The 19888-nt window shown below is 60.4% G+C and carries 20 protein-coding genes; 10 read left to right on the forward strand and 10 right to left on the reverse strand.

Features of this window, described 5'->3' with window-relative positions:
• Window positions 1-403 precede the first annotated feature (403 nt).
• On the reverse strand, window positions 404-1630 hold the full coding sequence (locus QO005_RS01400; RefSeq protein WP_370877978.1) for an N-acetylmuramoyl-L-alanine amidase: 1227 nt from the start codon (window positions 1628-1630) through the stop codon (window positions 404-406).
• Window positions 1631-2184: 554 nt separating this feature from the next.
• Between QO005_RS01400 and QO005_RS01405 the strand changes: the two genes are divergently transcribed.
• Entirely contained in the window at window positions 2185-5133 is a 2949-nt protein-coding gene (locus QO005_RS01405) for an Rne/Rng family ribonuclease (protein WP_307156180.1), read from the forward strand.
• 211 nt (window positions 5134-5344) lie between these two features.
• Here the strand turns inward: QO005_RS01405 and QO005_RS01410 are convergent, their stop codons facing one another.
• Window positions 5345-6502 carry a pyridoxal phosphate-dependent aminotransferase gene (locus tag QO005_RS01410; protein ID WP_307156181.1) on the reverse strand — a complete coding sequence of 386 codons (1158 nt, stop codon included), beginning with the start codon at window positions 6500-6502 and terminating at the stop codon, window positions 5345-5347.
• Window positions 6503-6685: 183 nt separating this feature from the next.
• Here QO005_RS01410 and QO005_RS01415 point away from each other — a divergent pair, with 183 nt between their 5' ends.
• The 6 genes from QO005_RS01415 to QO005_RS01440 all read left to right on the forward strand — a co-directional run bounded on the left by QO005_RS01415 (window position 6686) and on the right by QO005_RS01440 (window position 10929).
• Entirely contained in the window at window positions 6686-7447 is a 762-nt protein-coding gene (locus tag QO005_RS01415; protein ID WP_307156182.1) for a DsbA family protein, read from the forward strand.
• Between the two features lie 128 nt (window positions 7448-7575).
• Window positions 7576-8013: a type II 3-dehydroquinate dehydratase gene (gene aroQ, locus QO005_RS01420; RefSeq protein ID WP_307156183.1), complete on the forward strand. Its 438-nt coding sequence runs from the start codon at window positions 7576-7578 to the stop codon at window positions 8011-8013.
• A gap of 26 nt (window positions 8014-8039) precedes the next feature.
• Window positions 8040-8519: an acetyl-CoA carboxylase biotin carboxyl carrier protein gene (gene accB, locus QO005_RS01425; RefSeq protein WP_307156184.1), complete on the forward strand. Its 480-nt coding sequence runs from the start codon at window positions 8040-8042 to the stop codon at window positions 8517-8519.
• A 4-nt stretch (window positions 8520-8523) separates the two neighbouring features.
• The gene (accC, locus tag QO005_RS01430; RefSeq protein WP_307156185.1) at window positions 8524-9873 is read left to right on the forward strand and encodes an acetyl-CoA carboxylase biotin carboxylase subunit; all 1350 of its coding nucleotides are present in this window, start codon (window positions 8524-8526) and stop codon (window positions 9871-9873) included.
• Window positions 9874-9879: 6 nt separating this feature from the next.
• Window positions 9880-10524 (forward strand): leucyl/phenylalanyl-tRNA--protein transferase, encoded by a 645-nt coding sequence (gene aat, locus QO005_RS01435; protein WP_307156186.1) that lies wholly within the window; start codon window positions 9880-9882, stop codon window positions 10522-10524.
• 93 nt (window positions 10525-10617) lie between these two features.
• A complete protein-coding gene (locus QO005_RS01440; RefSeq protein ID WP_307156187.1) occupies window positions 10618-10929 on the forward strand; it encodes a DMT family transporter in 312 nt (103 codons plus the stop codon).
• Between the two features lie 56 nt (window positions 10930-10985).
• Here the strand turns inward: QO005_RS01440 and QO005_RS01445 are convergent, their stop codons facing one another.
• The 5 genes from QO005_RS01445 to gatB form a co-directional block, all read right to left on the reverse strand.
• Window positions 10986-11408, reverse strand: a complete 423-nt coding sequence (locus QO005_RS01445) for a DUF2155 domain-containing protein (protein WP_370877979.1) — start codon at window positions 11406-11408, stop codon at window positions 10986-10988.
• Between the two features lie 186 nt (window positions 11409-11594).
• On the reverse strand, window positions 11595-11993 hold the full coding sequence (locus tag QO005_RS01450; protein ID WP_307156188.1) for an NADH:ubiquinone oxidoreductase subunit NDUFA12: 399 nt from the start codon (window positions 11991-11993) through the stop codon (window positions 11595-11597).
• Window positions 11994-12094: 101 nt separating this feature from the next.
• On the reverse strand, window positions 12095-12556 hold the full coding sequence (locus QO005_RS01455) for a GNAT family N-acetyltransferase (protein WP_307156189.1): 462 nt from the start codon (window positions 12554-12556) through the stop codon (window positions 12095-12097).
• Window positions 12557-12559: 3 nt separating this feature from the next.
• Window positions 12560-13057 carry a GNAT family N-acetyltransferase gene (locus tag QO005_RS01460; protein WP_307156190.1) on the reverse strand — a complete coding sequence of 166 codons (498 nt, stop codon included), beginning with the start codon at window positions 13055-13057 and terminating at the stop codon, window positions 12560-12562.
• 3 nt (window positions 13058-13060) lie between these two features.
• On the reverse strand, window positions 13061-14566 hold the full coding sequence (gene gatB / locus QO005_RS01465) for an Asp-tRNA(Asn)/Glu-tRNA(Gln) amidotransferase subunit GatB (protein WP_307156191.1): 1506 nt from the start codon (window positions 14564-14566) through the stop codon (window positions 13061-13063).
• Window positions 14567-14771: 205 nt separating this feature from the next.
• On the opposite strand from gatB, the gene QO005_RS01470 reads away from it, so the two are divergent.
• Genes QO005_RS01470 through QO005_RS01480 form a run of 3 tightly spaced genes read left to right on the forward strand, consistent with a single transcriptional unit; the run spans window position 14772 to window position 17287 of the window.
• Complete coding sequence (locus QO005_RS01470; RefSeq protein ID WP_307156192.1) at window positions 14772-15515, forward strand: glycosyltransferase family 2 protein; 744 nt, start codon at window positions 14772-14774, stop codon at window positions 15513-15515.
• The gene (locus QO005_RS01475; protein WP_307156193.1) at window positions 15515-15838 is read left to right on the forward strand and encodes a lipid-A-disaccharide synthase N-terminal domain-containing protein; all 324 of its coding nucleotides are present in this window, start codon (window positions 15515-15517) and stop codon (window positions 15836-15838) included. Before QO005_RS01470 ends, QO005_RS01475 begins: the two co-directional genes overlap by 1 nt.
• A 6-nt stretch (window positions 15839-15844) precedes the next feature.
• The gene (locus QO005_RS01480) at window positions 15845-17287 is read left to right on the forward strand and encodes an ArnT family glycosyltransferase (RefSeq protein ID WP_370877980.1); all 1443 of its coding nucleotides are present in this window, start codon (window positions 15845-15847) and stop codon (window positions 17285-17287) included.
• Here QO005_RS01480 and QO005_RS01485 read toward each other — a convergent pair.
• The 3 genes from QO005_RS01485 to gatA all read right to left on the reverse strand — a co-directional run bounded on the left by QO005_RS01485 (window position 17284) and on the right by gatA (window position 19835).
• Window positions 17284-17799 carry a GNAT family N-acetyltransferase gene (locus QO005_RS01485; RefSeq protein WP_307156194.1) on the reverse strand — a complete coding sequence of 172 codons (516 nt, stop codon included), beginning with the start codon at window positions 17797-17799 and terminating at the stop codon, window positions 17284-17286. The genes QO005_RS01480 and QO005_RS01485 overlap by 4 nt on opposite strands.
• Window positions 17800-17869: 70 nt before the next feature.
• Window positions 17870-18403, reverse strand: coding sequence for a GNAT family N-acetyltransferase (locus tag QO005_RS01490; protein WP_307156195.1), 534 nt, complete (start codon window positions 18401-18403; stop codon window positions 17870-17872).
• The gene (gatA, locus tag QO005_RS01495) at window positions 18354-19835 is read right to left on the reverse strand and encodes an Asp-tRNA(Asn)/Glu-tRNA(Gln) amidotransferase subunit GatA (RefSeq protein ID WP_307156196.1); all 1482 of its coding nucleotides are present in this window, start codon (window positions 19833-19835) and stop codon (window positions 18354-18356) included. Before gatA ends, QO005_RS01490 begins: the two co-directional genes overlap by 50 nt.
• Window positions 19836-19888 lie beyond the last annotated feature (53 nt).

The raw sequence follows: 19888 nt of genomic DNA on the forward strand, positions 1-19888 counted from the left end.
GTGGCTCTCGGTTATCATGCGATGGTCTGTCAGCCCCACTCGGATCGTTTCACAGGCTCCAGGAAACAGCGAGACGAACCGGCACTTGTTACGCATGTCGTTATCGCAAAACCGCTGCACGCTTTCTGCAACGGCATGCTCCAATGTGCTTTGGCGTTTTGCATAGCCGCACCGCAATTACAAGGCAGTTCGCAAATCACGCCTGCATGCCGCGCAAGTCTTATCCTTGTTCCGGCGATAATGTGAGCAAAATAGGGCCGCAAGCACTTCACCCACAACCCTTTCGTTCAACTTTCCTTCTACTGGAATGAATTTGACATTTGATACCTGTTTGCGGCGCTCTCGAGGATCGAAACCCCTGGCCTGTCATTCTTGACACAGACCGCATCGCCATCACATTGCTTCACCCGCCATTGGCAACCAGCGGCGCACGATATTTGTTGACGGCCTTCACCAGCAAATCCGCAACACGCCCCCGCCAGGCCGGATCGAGCAGCAGCTTCTCATCATCCTTGTTTGACAGGAAGCCAAGCTCGAGCAGGATGGACGGCACATCCGGCGCCTGCAAAACCCGGAAACCCGCAAAGCGGTGCGGATTGTTGATCAGGTTGATCTGCCCTTCGAAGGAGGTCACCACGGATTTCGCCATGGAAATGGAAAAGGCCTGCGTCTCCCGCCGCGTCAGATCCGCCAGAATATCCGAGACTTCCGGGGGCTCGCTGGAGGCATCGACGCCGCCCACTTCATCGGACTGGTTTTCGCGCTCGGCAGCGGCGGCGGCAAGATGGTCGGATGCCTTGTCGGAAATCGTGTAGACGGTGGCGCCGCGAATACCCGCCTGCCCCAGCATGTCGGCATGCAGAGAAATGAAGAGATTGGCGCCGTGCTGGCGCGCCAGCGTCACCCGCTGCGACAGCGAGAGAAACTCATCCTTGTCCCGCGTCAGGAACGCTTTGATCCCCTTCTGCTTGTTCAGCCTCTCGGCAAGCGCCTTGGCGAAGGCAAGTGTAATCGTCTTTTCCGGTGTCTGGGTCGATTTGCCGGTTGCGCCGGCGTCGATACCGCCATGCCCGGCATCAACGGCAATCACGAAATCGCCTGTGGATTTCGGCGGATCGGCCACCACCTGGGCGGCGGGATCGCTCCATGCCTCGGGCTTGACCAGCTTGGCGAAGGTCTCGGCATCCGTCATCTCGGCATCGAGCACCAGCCGGAAACCCTTGCCATCCTCATTGGGGCGCACCTCCGACAGCACTATCTTCGCCGGACGGGCACCCGCCGTCAGCACCAGCCGCGACTGACGCGCATCGATGGCGCCGAAACGGATGGCGCGAAACAGGCCCCGCGCCGCCAGATCATCCGCCGGAAAACTGAAGGAGGTGGCCGGCAGATCCACCACGATCCGATCCGGATTGGCGATGTAGCGAATGGCAATCTCGGGCCTCTTATCGAAATCGATGACGATCCGGGTGCGGGCATCGTCGCCTGCAATGCGCGCCGCATAGGCCGCAAGCGGCTCCGCCCGCGCAGCGGCAGCTCCGAGACCGAGCGCCAGCAGGATCAGCACGGCAAGACGCAAAACAGACTTCACCCGATCTCCTCTCAAAGCCCCGATGCAATGCACGCTCATCCTTACCGCCCTTTGCGCCTTTCGGGCAACGGGCCTGTTGCATCGCACCTAAATTACACTTCTTATCAATATTATGGCCGCATCCGTTTCCCGCTTGCCATTGTGACAGAGAAAACATACAACGCAAATAAGGGTTAAAATTGTCGACGGGATAGAATCGTCGTGGTGGCTGCCAACCTAGAGGGACCTGGCGCCTTTTGTCCGATGTTTCATCCTCCGCCAAGGCATGTTTTGTCCCGACACTGAATCGAATGGCCGGTTAGCCGGCAAACAGCAAAGGCGGGAAACCGCCACCCGCTCATTAGAGCATTCATCGGGCCCCAGGGCCTTTGGTATTGACGCGCTTGTTTGGTATTTGATGTCGTTGCAGCAGGTTATGTTCAGTTCCGTCAGAAGATGGGCCTTCAAGGGTCCGGTTCCTGACGCGCTGCTGCCCGGAAGAACCCCACTGACAAGCGCACCTTTATCCGGCGCATCGCCTTCGAGAGCAGCACCGCCAGGCATCAGGCCCGCGGCATTCCTCGCACCCGATCGCGCCGAGGAGCAGAACTTCCATGGCAGACAAAATGCTTATCGATGCGTCTCACGAGGAAGAGACGCGCGTCGTTGTCGTACGCGGTAACAGGATCGAGGAATTCGACTTCGAATCCCAGCACAAGAAACAGATCCGCGGCAATATCTATCTGGCAAAGGTCACGCGGGTCGAACCCTCCCTTCAGGCCGCCTTTGTCGATTATGGCGGCAACCGCCACGGCTTCCTGGCTTTCGCCGAAATCCATCCCGACTACTACCAGATCCCGCTTGCTGATCGTCAGGCCCTGCTGAAAGCAGAAGCCGAAGAGCAAAATCGCCACGAAGATGGTGATTTCGAGCCCGCCGGTGTCGATCCGGCCCATGCAGATCAGCCGAGCATTCAGGACCCGGCAGAATTCGCCAATGAAGCCGAAGAGGTTGCAGGCCTTGCCGCCAAGACGCAGCCTGTAGAGGACGCTGTGCCTGCCGCCGAGCAGGCTGCGGAAGCCGAAGCCACTGCCCCCGCGGAAACTGCGGAACCGGTGGCCGCTGAAGCTCCTGTCGAAGAAGAACAGGTCAAGCCGAAAGCTCGCCGTCCTCGCAAGCCCCGTGCCAAGAAGGCCGCTGAAACCACCGAGGAAAGCGAAGCCGCTGCCCCCGTTGCCGTTGAAAGCGACGAAGGCGGCGAGGATGACGGTTCCGGCAAGGGCAGCATTGCCGCCATGGTCGATACGGATTCGATTTCCGAAGAGGCGGATAGCCGTCGTCAGCACGATGATGATGACGACGAAGAGGATGAAGGCGAAAAGGAAGTCATCGAATCCGTCGGCGCAGAAGACGCGATGGAGGAGGTTCCCGATCGCGTGCGCCGGATGCCGCGCAAGCAGTATCGCATTCAGGAAGTGATCAAGCGCCGGCAGATCCTGCTGGTGCAGGTGGCGAAGGAAGAACGCGGCAACAAGGGTGCAGCGCTCACTACCTATCTTTCGCTGGCCGGACGCTATTCCGTGCTGATGCCGAACACAGCACGCGGCGGCGGCATTTCCCGCAAGATCACCACGCCCGCCGACCGCAAGCGGTTGAAGGAAATTGCCCGCGAGCTGGACGTGCCGCAGGGCATGGGCGTTATCCTGCGGACCGCAGGCGCCAACCGCACCAAGGTCGAGATCAAGCGCGATTTCGAATATCTGATGCGACTTTGGGAAAATGTTCGCACCCTGACGCTGAACTCGACGGCGCCCTGCCTGGTCTATGAGGAAGGCTCGCTGATCAAGCGCTCCATCCGTGACCTCTATAACAAGGACATCAGCGAAATCGTCGTGTCCGGTGAAGAAGGCTATCGTGAAGCGAAAGACTTCATGAAGATGCTGATGCCGAGCCATGCCAAGGTGGTGCAGCCTTATCGCGACATTCATCCGATTTTCTCGCGTTCCGGCATTGAGGCGCAGCTTGACCGCATGCTGCAGCCGCAGGTGACGCTGAAATCCGGCGGCTACATCATCATCAACCAGACGGAAGCTCTGGTTTCAATCGATGTGAACTCCGGTCGCTCGACCCGCGAATATTCCATCGAAGACACAGCCTTGCAGACCAATCTGGAGGCGGCGGAAGAAGTGGCCCGCCAGTTGCGCCTGCGCGACCTTGCCGGCCTGATCGTCATCGACTTCATCGACATGGAAGAAAAGCGCAACAACCGCGCTGTCGAGAAGAAGCTGAAGGATTGCCTGAAGAACGACCGCGCGCGCATCCAGGTGGGCCGCATTTCGCATTTCGGCCTGCTGGAAATGTCGCGCCAGCGCATCCGCGCCAGCGTGCTGGAATCCACCACCCAGACCTGCCCGCATTGCAGCGGCACGGGGCTCATTCGTTCGCAATCTTCCGTAGCGCTGCACGTTCTGCGCGGTATCGAGGAATTCCTGCTGAAGAGCACCACGCACGATATTACCGTGCGCACCCTGCCGGAAACGGCGCTCTATCTGCTGAACCACAAGCGTGGCACCATTGTTGATTATGAAAAGCGCTTCGGCGTTTCCATCGTCATCGATGCGGATGGCAGCGTCGGTCACCAGCATTTTGCCATCGAGCGCGGCGAACCCGTTGCCAATCCGGTGAAGATCGAAAGCCTGATGCCGCTCTTCACCGAGATTGAGGAAGACGATCCGATCGTCGAGATCGAAGAGGACGAAGACGAAACGGCAGCCGAGGCAGCACCCGCCGCCCAGGCAAGCCAGGGCAATGGCGAGGACGGCAATGGCCGCAAGCGCAAGCGCCGCCGCCGCCGTCGTGGCCGCAACGGCAATGGCGATCACGCCCAGAACGCTCAGGGCAGCGATGACGCTGACGAAGATGATGCTGACGGCGACGCCGATGAGGCCGATGCCGAGGATTCCGAAGGCGCTGCAACCGCTGAAGCGGAAAACGGATCGGAAGACGGCAGCAATGGCGATAGCCAGCGCCGTAAACGCCGCCGCCGTGGCAAGCGCGGAGGCCGTCGCGGTCGCGATGAGAATGGTCTTGCGGCTGAAAACGGCAGCGATGAGGCTGATGGGGACGGTGACGAGGCCGACGACGCCGCTGAAACGGAAGCCACAGACGAGGCCGTTTCCGTCGATGTCACAGAAGCCGTTATCGCTGAGGCCGCACCGGAAGCCGTCACTGAGGAAGCCCCGGCTGCCAAGCCGCGCCGCTCTCGCGGCGCCAAGGCCGTTGTGACGGTCGAGCCTGTGGAGACCGTTCCCGCCGAGACACCGGCAGACGCTGTGATTGCCGAAGACGTGGCCGTGGAAACCGTGGAAGCGGCCCCTGCCCCGGCAGAGGAAAAACCCGCCGAAGCGGCTGAACCGGAGACCACCGAGGCTGACAAGCCGGTTCGGACCAATCGCGAGTCGAATGTGACCTTCTCCGAGCCCGTGGTGACGTCGGTTACCTCTGGCGAGGAAGCGCCAAAGCCCAAGAAGGGCGGCTGGTGGCAGAAGCGCGGCTTTCTCTAGAGCATTTCCAGGAAAAGTGCACTGCGGTTTTCCGTCCGGAAATGCGTAAAAACAAGGACTTAGAGCGTTTCAGTGTTTCCGTGAAACAATGAAACGCTCTAAGCCGCTACCGTTTTGCGAAATGAAAAAAGCCGTCCGCTCAGCGGACGGCTTTTTGCTTTTGATCGTTATGGAATTGTTAACCACCCCGACACTGAAAAACAAAGCAAAATCAACGAAGCCAGGCAGCCAGCCGGTCCGTTGCCTCGGTCATGTCCTGAAGCGTTCCGGCATAGGAAAAACGCATGGCGCGGTGTCCCTCAAGCGGATCGAAATCGAGGCCCGGCGTTGCGGCCACATCGGTTTCCACCAGCATGCGGCGGGCAAATTCCATGCTGTCATTGGTGAAGCGGCTGACATCCACATAGGCGTAGAAAGCTCCGTCCATGGGCGAGAGCAACGGCAACCCGATCTCCGGCAGGCGCTTTGCCAGGAAATCCCGGTTATCACGGCAGGCGCGGCGGTAGATTTCCAGTTCCTCCCCCGCCTCGAGCGCCGCAAGCGCTGCAATCTGCGAAAGCTCCGGCGCGGAGATATAAAGGCTCTGCGCCAGGCACTCCACCGGGCGCACCAGAGTGTCCGGCAGCACCATCCAGCCGATACGCCAGCCGGTCATGCGGTAATATTTCGAGAAGGAATTGATGATGATGGCCTCAGGCGCAAATTCCGCCGCACTGGCTTCGTCCGCCCCATAGGTGAGACCGTGATAGATTTCATCGGAGATGAAAGCGATGTCGCGGTCGTGGCACCAGTCGGCCAGCCGCTTTAGCTGCACCCGCCCGGTCACGGTGCCGGTGGGGTTGGCGGGACTGGCCAGCAGCACGCCTTTGAGCCGCACATCTGCCGCCCGCGCCTCGGCCTCCAGGCTTTCCGGTGACAGCGTATAGTCGGTCTCCGGGCCGACCGGCACTTCCAGCACCGTCAGGCCAAGCGCCTTCAGAATGTTACGGTAGGCCGGATAGCCCGGCCGGGCAATCGCCACGGCGTCACCGGGATCGAACAGCGTCAGAAAAGCAAGATTGAAGCCTGCGGAAGAGCCGGTGGTGACAACGATCCGTGCCGGATCGACATCCGCGCCGTAGCGGCTGCGATAAAGGCTGGCGATGCCCGCTCGAAGATCGGCCCGGCCCAGCGCATCGGTATAGCCGATCCGCCCGGTCTTCAGCGCGGCTTCCGCCGCCTCCACCGCCAGCCGTGGGGCTGGTGCGCCGGGCTGGCCGACCGCCAGCGACAGCACCGGCCTGCCCTCTGCCTTGCAGCGATTGGCTTCCGCCAGCACATCCATGGCATGAAAGGGATCGACAGCGCTGCGATTGGAAAGAAGGGGCACGGCTTGCTCACTATTGAATTCCGATGAGGCCCCGTTCTCTCCCAGCGCGTTTGCGATCACAAGTGTGAGATTGCCGGCTTCTGCCCTTTTTCTGCTGTTTCCTTGGGGAAATGTGCGAGCCCACTGGACCTTGGCGGAACGCGCTGGCAAAAACGGGACAAACCAATCCCCGGAAGGATCGACATGAAGAGCCTGTTTTCCCGCACCGCATTGATCGCGCTCCTCAGCGCGGGTCTCGGCTTTACCTCCGCGGCGCATGCGCTGGACGCCAAGCAGAAACAGGAAATGGGCGAGTTCATCAAGGAATACCTGATCGCCCATCCGGAAATCATGCTGGACGTGCAGGACGCGCTGCAAAAGAAGCAGGAAGCAGCCCGGGCGGTCGCGGCTGAGCAGGCCGTCAAGACCGACAAGGACGCAATCTTCAACGCCAAGACGGATATCGCGCTCGGCAATCCCAAGGGCAATGTCACGATCGTTGAGTTTTTCGATTACAATTGCGGCTATTGTCGCCACGCCCTGTCGGATATGGACCAGATCCTGAAATCAGATCCGAATGTCCGCTTCGTGCTGAAGGAATTCCCCATCCTCGGGCCGGATTCCGTGGCGGCGCATCGTGTTTCGGCTGCGCTGAAGCAGCTTGCCCCGGAAAAATACGGGGAATTTCATCGTGAGCTTCTGGGCAGCGGTGGCCGCGCCACCGAAGCCAGCGCCATGGAGGTCGCCACCTCGCTTGGCCTGAAGGAAGCCGATCTGCGCAAGGCCATGGCCGACAACCCCAATGATGCGGCAGTGCAGCAAGCCTATCAGCTGGCGCAGAACCTCGGCATCAACGGTACGCCCGCCTATATTGTCGGAAATGAAGTGATTTCCGGTGCAGTGGGCGCCGACGAGCTGGAGCAGAAGCTGAAGAACCTTCGCAGCTGCGGCAAGTCAACCTGCTAGTTTTCCCAAATAGGATTGAACGATAAGCCTCTTTAGGAATAGGCATCGGGATGAGGAAGACCCAAAAGGTCTTTTCCTCTCGTGCTGGCCGGTCTATAGGAGGCGGTTGAAACGCGACGGAACGGTATATGACCAGAACCATTTTCGTGCTGAACGGCCCCAACCTCAACATGCTGGGAAAGCGTGAGCCGGGGATTTATGGCGGCAAGACCCTGAGCGACATCGAAGCCGAGTGCCGGCAATTCGCGGAAGCGCAGGGCGTAACCATCGATTTTCGCCAGAGCAATCACGAAGGCGATCTGGTGGATTGGCTGCATGAAGCCTCCGACAAGGCGGTTGGCGTCGCCATCAATGCAGGCGCCTACACCCATACGTCGGTTGCCTTGCATGACGCTATCCGCGCCATTTCCGTTCCGGTGGTGGAACTGCACATTTCCAACGTCCACGCCCGCGAGGAATTCCGGCACAAGTCCATGATCGCTCCGGCGGTCAAGGGTGTCATCTGCGGCTTCGGACCTTACTCCTATATCCTGGCGCTGCAGGCGCTGGACAACCTCACCCGATAAAAGAAGAAACACAGGGACCTCTTTCCATGGCAGATAAGAAATCCGGCATCGACCAGGCGCTGATCCGCGAACTGGCGAATATCCTGAATGAAACCGATCTCAGCGAGATCGAGGTCGAGCAGGAAGATCTGCGTATCCGCGTTTCTCGCGCCGCGCCGCAGATCATCAGCGCACCGGTACAGACCTATGCACCGCAGGCCGTTGCCGCACCGGCTCCGGTTGCTGCTCCGGCAGCAGTTGCAGCCCCGGCGGCTCCCGCAGGCCGCGATCTTTCCAAGGCCGTCACCGCGCCCATGGTCGGCACGGTTTATCTGTCGCCGGCACCCGGCGCCCGTGCGTTCATCGAAGTCGGCGCCACGGTCAAGGAAGGTCAGACGCTGCTGATCATTGAAGCCATGAAGACCATGAACCAGATTCCTTCGCCGCGTTCGGGCAAGATCGTCGAAATCCTCGTGGATGACGCAAGCCCCGTGGAATACGGCGAACCGCTGGTCATCATCGAGTAAGCGCATGAGCACGATTTCGAAGATCCTCATAGCCAATCGCGGCGAGATCGCGCTGCGCGTCCTGCGCGCCTGCAAAGAGCTCGGCATCGCTTCCGTTGCCGTTCACTCCACCGCCGACGCCGACGCCATGCATGTGCGGCTGGCGGATGAAAGCGTGTGCATCGGCCCCCCGCCCTCGCGCGAAAGCTATCTGAACATTCATCAGATCGTAGCCGCCTGCGAGATCACCGGCGCGGATGCCGTTCACCCCGGCTATGGCTTCCTGTCGGAAAATGCCAAATTTGCCGAAATTCTCGAAGCCCACGGCATCACCTTCATCGGCCCGACGGCGGAACATATCCGGCTGATGGGCGACAAGATCACCGCCAAGCAGACCGCCCAGGAACTCGGCATCCCCGTCGTTCCCGGCTCGGACGGCGAAGTGCGTCCCGAGACGGCCCTGGACATTGCCCGCAAGATCGGCTTCCCGGTGCTGATCAAGGCCACCGCCGGCGGCGGCGGACGCGGCATGAAGGTCGCCAAGACCGAAGACGACCTGATGGAAGCCTTCAACACCGCACGTACCGAGGCGGCTGCCGCCTTCGGCAACGACGCGGTGTATATGGAGAAATATCTCGAAAAGCCGCGCCATATCGAGGTGCAGGTTTTCGGTGACGGTGCAGGCAATGCCATCCATCTGGGGGAACGTGACTGCTCGCTGCAGCGCCGCCACCAGAAGGTTCTGGAAGAGGCCAATTCCCCGGCGCTCAATGTCGAACAGCGCATGAAGATCGGCCAGATCTGCGCCGACGCCATGAAGAAGCTGAAATATCGCGGCGCGGGCACCATCGAGTTCCTCTATGAAAACGGCGAGTTCTATTTCATCGAAATGAACACCCGTCTGCAGGTGGAGCATCCGGTGACCGAAGCCATCACCGGCATCGATCTGGTGAACGAGCAGATCCGTGTCGCCTCCGGCGCCGGTCTGTCGGTCACCCAGGAAGAAGTGGTGTTCCATGGCCATGCCATCGAGTGCCGCATCAATGCCGAGGACCCGCGCACCTTCGCGCCCTCGCCGGGCAAGATCACCCATTTCCACGCTCCGGGCGGACTTGGCGTTCGCGTCGATTCCGGTGCCTATGCCGGCTACAAGATCCCGCCCTATTACGATAGCTTGATCGGCAAGCTGATCGTGCATGGCCGGACGCGCGTGGAATGCATGATGCGCCTGCGCCGCGTGCTGGACGAATTTGTCATCGACGGCATCAAGACCACCTTGCCGTTGTTTCAGGATCTGATTACCAATCCTGATATCGCCAATGGCGATTACGACATCCACTGGCTGGAGAAATATCTGGCTGGCAAACAGGATTGAGGTTTCATGGGACGGCGTCGCGGCAGGGATTCAGGCATTACACCGGAAATCCTGCTGCGCGCCTACTCCATCGGCCTCTTTCCCATGGCGGAAGCCGCCGATGATCCGGAACTCTTCTGGGTCGAGCCCGAAGTCCGCGGCATCATTCCCCTGGACGGATTTCATGTGTCCAAGAGCCTCGCCAAGGCCGTCCGGCAAAAAACCTTCGACATTCGCTTCGATACAGCCTTTGATCTGGTCATCGACAAATGCGCCGAACCGGCACCGGACCGGCCAAACACATGGATCAACCAGACGATTCGCGATCTCTATGGCGCGCTGTTTCGCATGGGCCACGCCCATTGCGTGGAAGCCTGGGAAAGCGGTGAACTCGTCGGCGGCCTTTACGGCGTTTCGCTGGGCGCCGCCTTCTTTGGGGAAAGCATGTTTTCCCGCCGCAGCAACGCCTCGAAAATCTGTCTCGTGCATCTGGTGGAGCGGTTGCGGCTGCAAGGCTTTACACTTCTCGACACGCAATTCACCACCGATCATCTGAAGACCCTGGGCGCGATCGACATTCCCAAGGCAGCCTACAGCCTGATGCTGGAAAAGGCCGTTGCCGTGGATCACAGGCCGTTTCTGCTGCCAGGAGAAGCTGACGAACGGGCTTGAACGATCAGGCGTTTACACCATATCAATAGTGATGCAGGACGACCTGCCCCCCAATCGGTCGAAATCTCGGGACGGCCCGGCAAGGGGTTTGTCATGTCCTGGATTTTTCTCTTTATCGCCGGTCTTCTTGAAATCATCTGGGCCATTGCCATGAAGCAATCCCACGGTTTTACCCGCGTCATCCCATCTGCGATCATGCTGACCGCCATGGCGGGCTCCTTCGGCCTGCTGGCGCTTGCCATGCGCACTCTGCCGCTTGGGACGGCCTATATGGTCTGGACGGGTATTGGCGCGCTCGGCGCCTTCGTGGCCGGGATCGTGTTCTTTTCAGACCAGCTTTCCGCCGCCCGCGTTTTGGCGGCCATGCTGATCTTCTCTGGCATGATCGTGATGAAGCTGTCGTAACATCCGAAACCTTTCAGGGCGGAACATCAGTTCCCCCCTTCTCCCGAAACGAAAGGTTATTTGCCGCTCGGCTTCGGCACGTCGGAATTCTGTTTGCAGTCCTTCAGCCACACGTCGTAAATCGGGTGCTCCACCGCGTTGAGGGCGGGGCTGTCTGCAAACATCCAGCCGGAAAAGATGCGGCGAATCTTGCGATCGAGGGTGATTTCATCGATCTGGACGAAGGCATCCACATGCTGGGCTTCGCTGGAATCGCGGGAATAGCAGGCTTTCGGCGTCACCTGTAACGCGCCGAACTGCACGGTCTCATTGACATAGACGTCGAATTCGGTGATGCGGCCAGTAATTTTATCGAGCCCGGAAAACACGGCCACGGGATTGGCAATGCGCGCGGCCTGTGCCTCGGAAACACCAGCAACCCACACCAGCGCCAGAGCGGCAGCGGATACCAGCCTGTGGCGCACCCGAAGATTCAGCATGGAAACATCATTCCCTGACCAGAGCACCGCCTTCAGCGATCGCCACGAGAGCATCCAAGGCAAATGCGGACAATAAACGCGAAGCCCGGGCTGCCACCCGAAGACTTCAACAAAAGCAGGCCGGAAGGATGTCCCACCGGCCTTATCAGCTTTACGCAGCAATTATGGCCAAAGCCTGCAACGCCCTCAGTTTCCCGGGGTCCAGGCGTCGTAATCGCCGGTGACGCGCGGACGTTCACCCGTGGCGGCCAGCGAACCCTGAGGGCGATAGGCCTGAGCCGAGCCGGTCAGATTGGCGTGATGCGGCTTTTCCCACTCACGCGGCTTGTAATTATCCTGGGTCGGCGGGGTATTGGTGCGATGATGCATCCAGCCATGCCAGCCCGGAGGAATGGCAGAGGCTTCCGCATAGCCCTTATACACCACCCAGCGGCGCGGAAGGCCGTAGCTGGACAGCGGACCCTCATAATAGACATTGCCGAATTCATCCTCACCGACGCGCTTGCCATGGCGCCAGGTGAAAAAACGGGTTCCAACGGTCTGGCCGCTCCACCAGGTGAAAATCTGCAACAGAAGCTGCTTCATGTCTCGTCCTCGGCTCTGCCAGCCGCGCTGGCAGCTTTCATTCTGTTCCGCTTATGACGCCTCACGGCGGGATTGTCCAGCAAAAGCGGGTGTGTTCACCGTCATTTCAGCTTGAATTTGAAGCCGAAATGGCTCTTGGCAAAACCTAGCCGCTCGTAGAAGCGATGCGCATCCACCCGTGCGGCATTGGACGTCAACTGCACCTGCCGCAGGCCTTCGCGTCGCGCCCGTTCCAGGCAGAATTCGATCATTTGGCCACCAATGCCCTGCCCCCGGCAATCGGCGCGGGTCTGCACGGCCTCAATGATCATCGAGGAGCCGCCGCGGCCTGTCATGGTGGTGGAGATCATGGTTTCAAAGGTCCCAACCACCTCGCCCGCGCGTTCCGCAACGTAAAGCGTTTGACAGTCTGAATCCGCTATCCGCCGGAACGCCTTGAAATACGACGGCAAAGCCTCGGCATCGGTCGTATCGCCATGGCCGCCCAGTGCGTCTGCAGCAAACAGCGCGACGATGGCGGGCACGTCCTTTTCTTCAGCTTCGCGGATGATGACGGGCTGCATGGCTTACACCAACGGTTTTTCCATCACGAGCACGGGAATGCCATTGGCCTCCCCGCCGCAATTGTCGATCCGGTCCACCTCGACAAAGCCATGGGCTGTGTAGAACGCGATGGCGCCACTGTTTTGCGGCTCCACCTCCAGCCGCATGACCTCGGCATCGGGGAAACATGTTTCCAGTTCCGCGAACAGATCGCGGCCAATGCCCTGCCGCTGAAAGGAAGGATGCACATAAAGCTGGTGCAGCATGGCGGTCTTGGCCATGTTCGGCGCCATGGCCGCAAAGGCCATGCCGCCGATCTGGCGGCCATCATCGGCCACCAGAAATTCGCCGTCCCGCCGTTCAAGCCGTGCCTTAAGCGCAGCAGGCGAATGCCACTGGCTGGTGATCTGTTCTACCTTCACCGCGCCATAGATCGCGTCATAGGTCGCGTGCCAGGTTTCGCAGAGAAGCCTGCGCACCTTTTCCAGATCGCCTTCGGTGGCGGTGCGGACGAAAAACACGTCCTATTCCTCTTCAATGCCGAGCTTGGCCTTGACCAGCGCCTGCACGGCCTGCGGATTGGCCTTGCCGCCGGTGGCCTTCATGACCTGGCCGACAAACCAGCCTGCAAGCGTCGGCTTGGCCTTGACCTTGGCGACCTGATCCGGATTGGCGGCGATGATGTCATCCACAGCCTTTTCGATGGCGCCGGTATCCGTCACCTGCTTCATGCCGCGGCTTTCGACCAGTTCAGCCGGATCGCCGCCTTCGTTCCAGACGATTTCGAAGAGATCCTTGGCGATCTTGCCGGAAATCGTGCCGTCCTTGATGAGATCGATAATCCCGCCGAGCTGGGCAGGGGAAACCGGAGTCTCTTCAATGGCTTTGCCCGCTTTGTTCAAGGCGCCCAGCAAGTCGTTGATCACCCAGTTGGCAGCCATCTTGCCGTCGCGGCCTTCGGCCACGGCCTCGAAATAATCGGCAATCGCCTTTTCGGAAACGAGAACCGAGGCATCATAGACCGAAAGCCCAAGCTCGGCCACGAAACGGGCCTTCTTGTCATCCGGCAGTTCCGGCAGGTGCGCCTTCAGTTCGGCCACGAAGGCGTCGTCGAATTCCAGCGGCAGCAGATCCGGGTCGGGGAAGTAGCGGTAATCATGCGCATCTTCCTTGGAGCGCATGGAGCGGGTCTCACCCTTGCCGGGATCGAACAGGCGCGTTTCCTGATCGATCACGCCGCCGTCTTCCAGGATGGCAATCTGACGGCGGGCCTCATATTCGATGGCCTGGCCAATAAAGCGGATGGAGTTGACGTTCTTGATCTCGCAGCGCGTGCCGAAAGCCTCGCCCGGACGGCGCACGGAAACGTTGACGTCGGCGCGCATCGACCCTTCATCCATATTGCCGTCGCAGGTGCCGAGATAGCGCACGATGGAGCGCAGCTTGGTCATATAGGCCTTGGCTTCGTCGGAAGAGCGCATGTCCGGCTTGGACACGATTTCCATCAGCGCCACGCCGGACCGGTTCAGGTCCACATAGGACATGGTGGGATGCTGGTCGTGCATGGACTTGCCGGCATCCTGCTCCAGATGCAGACGCTCGATGCCGATTTCGATATCCTCGAAATTGCCCTGGCGGTCAGGCCCCAGCGAGATGACGATCTTGCCTTCGCCGACGATCGGGTCCTTGAACTGCGAAATCTGGTAGCCCTGCGGCAGATCGGGATAGAAATAGTTCTTGCGGTCGAAGATCGAACGGTTGTTGATCTTTGCCTTGAGGCCGAGACCGGTGCGCACGGCCTGGCGCACGCATTCCTCGTTGATCACCGGCAGCATGCCCGGCATGGCGGCATCCACCAGCGAAACGTTGGAATTCGGCGCATTGCCGAACACGGTTGAGGCGCCGGAAAACAGCTTGGACTGGCTCAACACCTGCGCGTGAACCTCCATGCCGATGATGACTTCCCAGTCGCCGGTGGCGCCGGGAATCAGGCGTTTCGGGTCGGGCGTGCGCGTATCGACAAGGGTCATGACATGCTCTTCTATCGGAATGGTATTGGCCTTCCCGGTTAGAGCAATTGGCCCCGAGGTGCAAGACTTCGGCGCAACCACCGGCTCCGATCGCAGCATTCGCCGTGGATTGGTCCGCGTAAATGCGCCACAAACCCCGCAATTCTGGTGACGAGGCACGGAAAACAGGTTAAGGAGCCCGCGATATTCACCCTTTGGAACCCCCATGCCCGCTGACACGACCCCGCGCTTTTCCATCGTCGTTCCCATGAAGAACGAGGCGGACAATATCGATCTGTTGATTTCCGAGATCGGCACCGCCTGCGAGGGGTTCGATTTCGAGGCGATCTTCATCGATGACGGCTCGACGGATGCCACGCGGACCAAGCTGGAACAGGCCATGGCGCGGCTGCCCTGGGTCCGGGCGCTGCATCATCCCGCCTCCGGCGGACAATCGGCCGCTGTCCATTCCGGCGTGAAGGCTGCCCGCGCGACCGTCATCTGCACCATGGATGGCGACGGCCAGAACCCGCCTGCCGAAATTCCGCGCCTCGTTGCGCCGCTGATCGCGCCGGACTGTCCCGCCACGCTTGGCCTGGTTGCGGGCCAGCGCGTCAAGCGGCAGGATACGCTCTCGAAGCGGCTCGCTTCCAAGGCCGCCAACGCCATTCGCCAGAGCCTGCTGAACGACGGCACTCGCGACACCGGCTGCGGGCTAAAGGCTTTCCGCCGCGATGCCTTTCTGGAACTCCCCTTCTTCAACCACATGCACCGCTATCTACCGGCACTTTTCACCGCCCATGGCTGGGCCGTGGCGCATGTGGATGTCAGCCATCGGCATCGCCATGCCGGCACCTCCAACTACAACAACCTGCAACGGGGCCTTGTCGGCATTTACGATCTGATCGGCGTGGTATGGCTGATCAAACGCCGCAAGCGCGTGCGCCCGCAGGAAATCGGGAAAGCCTGATGAGCGACCTTCTCGCCTATTTCAAAATCCACTCCACCAGCGATCTCGTCTGGCTCGGCCTCGGTGTGATCGCGCAGCTGATGTTTTCGCTGCGCTTCATCATTCAGTGGCTGGTATCGGAAAAGGCCAAGCGCTCCGTCATGCCCACGGCCTTCTGGTGGTTTTCGCTGATCGGTGGCGTCATGCTGCTGGCCTATGGCGTCCATCGCGGCGAGCCGATCATCATTCTCGGCCAGGGGCTTGGCATCATTGTCTATATCCGCAACCTGATGCTGGTGCATCAGGGCCGCAAGACCGATCTGCCGACCGAACGGGAAAGCTGAGACGCCATGAAGCTGTCGCTGCGCCTGAGCCTTGCGCTCATTCTTCTCATCACGCTCTACCGGATTGTGATGCTGCATTTCGACGGCACCGATCTGTTCGTGGATGAGGCGCAATATTGGCAATGGTCGCGGCAGCTCGATTTCGGCTATTATTCCAAGCCGCCGATGATTGCCTGGGTCATTCATCTGTTTACGGTTCTGGGCGGCTCCAGCGACATTTTCTGGATCAGGGTGGCGAGCCCGCTTCTGCACATGGCAACGGCGCTGATCCTCATTCCGGCCACCGCCCGCCTCACCGGCTCGAAAGAGGCCGGATACTGGACGGGGCTGAGCTATGTCACCCTGCCGGGCGTGGCGCTTTCTTCCGTCTTCATGTCCACGGATACGGTGCTGTTTCCCTTTCTGGCGCTGGCGCTCTACGCCTATTCGCATCTGATCGAGCGGCGCTCGGCAGGCTTTGCGCTGCTGATGGGCATCGCCATCGGCTTCGGCACGCTCTCGAAATATGCCATGCTCTATTTCGTCGGCACGGCGGCCCTTTCGGCCATCTTCATTCCCAAGGCGCGGCTGGCGCTGCGCGACTGCCTGATCGCCGCCATTGCGACTCTTGCCGTGATTGCCCCGAATATCTGGTGGAACGCCACCCATGGCGGCGCAACGCTGAAACATACGTCTGAAAATGCCGACTGGCATGGGCTGAACTTCAAGATCGGCAAGGCGCTGGAATTCCTCGGCAGCCAGTTCGGCGTGATCGGGCCGGTGCTGTTTGCCGCAATGATCGTGGTGTTCATCCGGCTGGTGCGCGGACGAGCAACACCTTCGGAAAAGCACCTGTTCATTCTCTCCTGGCCGATTGTGCTGGCCATCGTCTTCCAGGCGCTGATGTCCCGGGCCTATGCCAACTGGGCCGCCACCGCCTATGCGGCGGGCACCATGCTGGCCGTGCTCTATCTGCTGCACCATTCGCCGCGCTGGCTGAAAGCCTCGCTGGCGATCAACGGCATCGTCGCGTTGCTCTTCCCGCTGCTCACCGTTTATGCCCATGAGGTCAGGCTGCCGAACGGCAAGCCAGTTCTGGCGCGCTATCTGGGCCGCGCGGAGCTTTCCCGCCAGATCGGCGAGACAGCCACCAAGGTCGGCACCGCCACCATCGTCGCGGACAATCGCGATGTTCTGGCAGACCTCTTCCATACGCTGCGCAACGAACCCTTCACGGTGCTTGCCCGCACCCAGGGCGGATTTCCGAAAAACTACTATGAACAGGAGTTTCCGCTGACATCCTCAAGGGGTGATGCCCTGGTGCTTTACGTAACGGGAGGTGCAGTCGCCTGCCATGGCGTGATGCTGGATGCGGTGGCCGATCTCACCCCGCATGAAGGCTATCTGGCCGGCAAGCGGCTCAGAGCCTATGCGCTGCCGGCGAACTGCCTGACCAACCTGGTGGGTTAATATATAGCGCCCGGCCCATAGGTCAGGCGCTCATCCTGCACCAGCCGCTTGGCCATGCCCACGGTTTCCATGTCCCGGTCGAGTTTTGGATTGTAGACCACCGATAACCACTGAATGCCGAAGCCGTGGGATTTGAAAAACTGCACGGCCTCGCGGTTTCGGGCATGAGTTTCCAGCCGGGTTTCCTCATAGCCCGCATGGCGGATAGCATCTTCCACCGCCGACAGCAGGACCGATCCGTAACCCTTGCGCAGATGATCGGGATCGATCCAGAAATCGGAAATACGCTCGTCCAGCATCTCCCGTGCGGCCCAGCCCATGGGCCTGCCATGATTTTCCACCACGGTAATGGTGATGGGTGAGGACCGGGTGAAGTTCTTGAAGGCGATGCGGGCGTTTTCCACCATGGCCCGGCTTTCGCCGACGGGAATCATCGCCCGTTCCCAGGCCCGAAATCCGATTTCGGCCAGAATGCCCAGTTCGTCCGGATGCGCCCCACGAATCGCAGCCACGATTGCCTCCAATGTCCCACGTCAGAAATTAGAACATTGGTGGACTGAAATGACCAGAGGCAGAGCGTCTCTATCCCAGATTGCGACGCAGCCGCACCTGTGGAATCTCGATGGCCATGACGAAATCCTTCGCCATACCCTGCCAGATGATGTCGAAGCCGCAGCTCTTATAGAGGCCGATGGCGCGGAAATTGTTCTGGTGGGTGGAAATCACCGCCTGCCCTGAGCCTTCGGCGGCGATCTGAGCGCAGACATGGTCAAGCAGCGCCCGCCCAACGCGCCTTTCCTGATGATCCGGGGCAATCCACAGATCGGAAAGAGAGTCCGCAGCCATGTCCCGGGCGGTCCAGCCGACGACCCTGCCCTGCTGCTCTGCCAGAATGATCGGCCTGGCATACTCAAAGGGAAAGCGCAGAAAGGCATCCCGCACCTTCTGCGCCACTTTCGGATCGGCCATGCCACGATCCAAGGGGCCATTGGAGCGCCAGGCCTCCCAGCCCAGCAGGCCGACCGCCTCGCGGTCAACCTCTTCCATCAGCCGGAAATGCAGAGGCTCACCACCACTTGGCGGGGGTGAAGGTGCCAGCGGCGCTTTCGATGACATGGGCGGTCTTGAACAGGGTTTCTTCCTCGAAAGGCTTGCCGATCAATTGCAGGCCCAGCGGCAGGCCCTTCTTGTCGAGACCGGCCGGCACGGAAATGCCCGGCAGGCCCGCCATGTTGAGCGTGACCGTGAAGATGTCGTTCAGATACATTTTCACCGGATCGGCGGCGAGATCCTTGTCGCCGATGGCAAAGGCCGAAGAGGGCGTGATCGGCGAGAGAATGGCATCGACCCCGGCGGCAAAGGCCTGTTCGAAATCGCGCTTGATCAGCGTGCGGACCTTCTGGGCGCGCAGATAATAGGCATCGTAATAACCAGCCGAAAGCACATAGGTGCCCATGAGAATACGGCGCTGCACTTCCTTGCCGAAGCCTGCCGCGCGGCTCTTTTCATACATGTCGGCAATGTCCTTGCCGTCGACGCGCAGGCCGTAGCGAACACCGTCATAACGGGCAAGGTTGGACGAAGCCTCGGCGGAGGCGACGATGTAATAGGCCGGCAGCGCATATTTGGTATGCGGCAGCGAGATATCGACGATCTCGGCACCGGCTGCCTTCAGCCATTCCATGCCCTGACGCCACAGGGCCTCGATCTCCTCCGGCATGCCATCGACGCGATATTCCTTCGGAATACCGATCTTCAGGCCCTTCACGGACTGACCAATGGCCGTTTCGTAATCCGGGACTGCAACATCAACGGAGGTCGTGTCCTTCTCGTCGGTGCTGGCCATGGATTTCAGCAGGATGGCGGCATCGCGCACATTGCGCGCAATCGGACCGGCCTGATCGAGCGAGGAGGCGTAGGCGACGATGCCCCAGCGCGAGCAGCGGCCATAGGTCGGCTTGATGCCGACCGTGCCGGTGAAGGCCGCAGGCTGACGGATGGAGCCGCCGGTATCCGTGGCTGTCGCGCCTGCGCAGAGCTGAGCGGCAACGGCAGCGGCAGAGCCGCCGGAAGAACCGCCGGGCACCAGCTTTTCCTCAGAACCCGCGGCCCGCCAAGGATTGACGCAGGGACCGTAGAAAGAGCTTTCGTTGGAAGAGCCCATGGCGAACTCATCCATGTTCAGCTTGCCGAGCATCACCGCGCCCTCGTTCCAGAGGTTCTGGGTGACGGTGGATTCGTATTTCGGCTTGAAGCGGTTCAGAATGTTGGAGCAGGCCTGGGTATGCACATCCCGCGTCGCGAAAAGATCCTTGATCCCCAGCGGAATGCCTTCCAGAGCCCCGGCCTTGCCAGATGCGATGCGCTCGTCGGAGGCCTTGGCCATGTCGCGGGCAATCTCCGGCGTCACCGTCACATAGGCATTGATCGCGTCATTGGCGGCCTCGATGGCGGCAAGATAGGCATCCGTCAGTTCAACGGCCTTGATCTCCTTCGCGGCCAGTTTGGCGCGGGCTTCGGCAATGGTGAGGCGGGTCAGTTCGCTCATGATCGGTTCGCTTCGGTGTTTCGCGCGCAGCCGCGCGGCAGGCAATGAGGATG

It is taken from the genome of Allorhizobium paknamense, from assembly GCF_030815125.1.
GTDB classification, from domain to species: Bacteria; Pseudomonadota; Alphaproteobacteria; order Rhizobiales; family Rhizobiaceae; genus Allorhizobium; species Allorhizobium paknamense.

Bases quoted from the DNA above. Each gene is read 5' to 3' on its own strand.
- aat (WP_307156186.1), top strand. From the start codon at position 9,880: ATGGGACGGCGTCGCGGCAGGGATTCAGGCATTACACCGGAAATCCTG.
- QO005_RS01470 (WP_307156192.1), top strand. From the start codon at position 14,772: ATGCCCGCTGACACGACCCCGCGCTTTTCCATCGTCGTTCCCATGAAG.
- QO005_RS01405 (WP_307156180.1), top strand. From the start codon at position 2,185: ATGGCAGACAAAATGCTTATCGATGCGTCTCACGAGGAAGAGACGCGC.
- QO005_RS01445 (WP_370877979.1), bottom strand. From the start codon at position 11,408: ATGCTGAATCTTCGGGTGCGCCACAGGCTGGTATCCGCTGCCGCTCTG.
- QO005_RS01400 (WP_370877978.1), bottom strand. From the start codon at position 1,630: ATGAGCGTGCATTGCATCGGGGCTTTGAGAGGAGATCGGGTGAAGTCT.
- QO005_RS01480 (WP_370877980.1), top strand. From the start codon at position 15,845: ATGAAGCTGTCGCTGCGCCTGAGCCTTGCGCTCATTCTTCTCATCACG.
- accC (WP_307156185.1), top strand. From the start codon at position 8,524: ATGAGCACGATTTCGAAGATCCTCATAGCCAATCGCGGCGAGATCGCG.
- aroQ (WP_307156183.1), top strand. From the start codon at position 7,576: ATGACCAGAACCATTTTCGTGCTGAACGGCCCCAACCTCAACATGCTG.
- QO005_RS01415 (WP_307156182.1), top strand. From the start codon at position 6,686: ATGAAGAGCCTGTTTTCCCGCACCGCATTGATCGCGCTCCTCAGCGCG.
- gatB (WP_307156191.1), bottom strand. From the start codon at position 14,566: ATGACCCTTGTCGATACGCGCACGCCCGACCCGAAACGCCTGATTCCC.
- QO005_RS01490 (WP_307156195.1), bottom strand. From the start codon at position 18,403: ATGTCATCGAAAGCGCCGCTGGCACCTTCACCCCCGCCAAGTGGTGGT.
- QO005_RS01475 (WP_307156193.1), top strand. From the start codon at position 15,515: ATGAGCGACCTTCTCGCCTATTTCAAAATCCACTCCACCAGCGATCTC.
- QO005_RS01440 (WP_307156187.1), top strand. From the start codon at position 10,618: ATGTCCTGGATTTTTCTCTTTATCGCCGGTCTTCTTGAAATCATCTGG.
- QO005_RS01450 (WP_307156188.1), bottom strand. From the start codon at position 11,993: ATGAAGCAGCTTCTGTTGCAGATTTTCACCTGGTGGAGCGGCCAGACC.
- QO005_RS01455 (WP_307156189.1), bottom strand. From the start codon at position 12,556: ATGCAGCCCGTCATCATCCGCGAAGCTGAAGAAAAGGACGTGCCCGCC.
- accB (WP_307156184.1), top strand. From the start codon at position 8,040: ATGGCAGATAAGAAATCCGGCATCGACCAGGCGCTGATCCGCGAACTG.
- gatA (WP_307156196.1), bottom strand. From the start codon at position 19,835: ATGAGCGAACTGACCCGCCTCACCATTGCCGAAGCCCGCGCCAAACTG.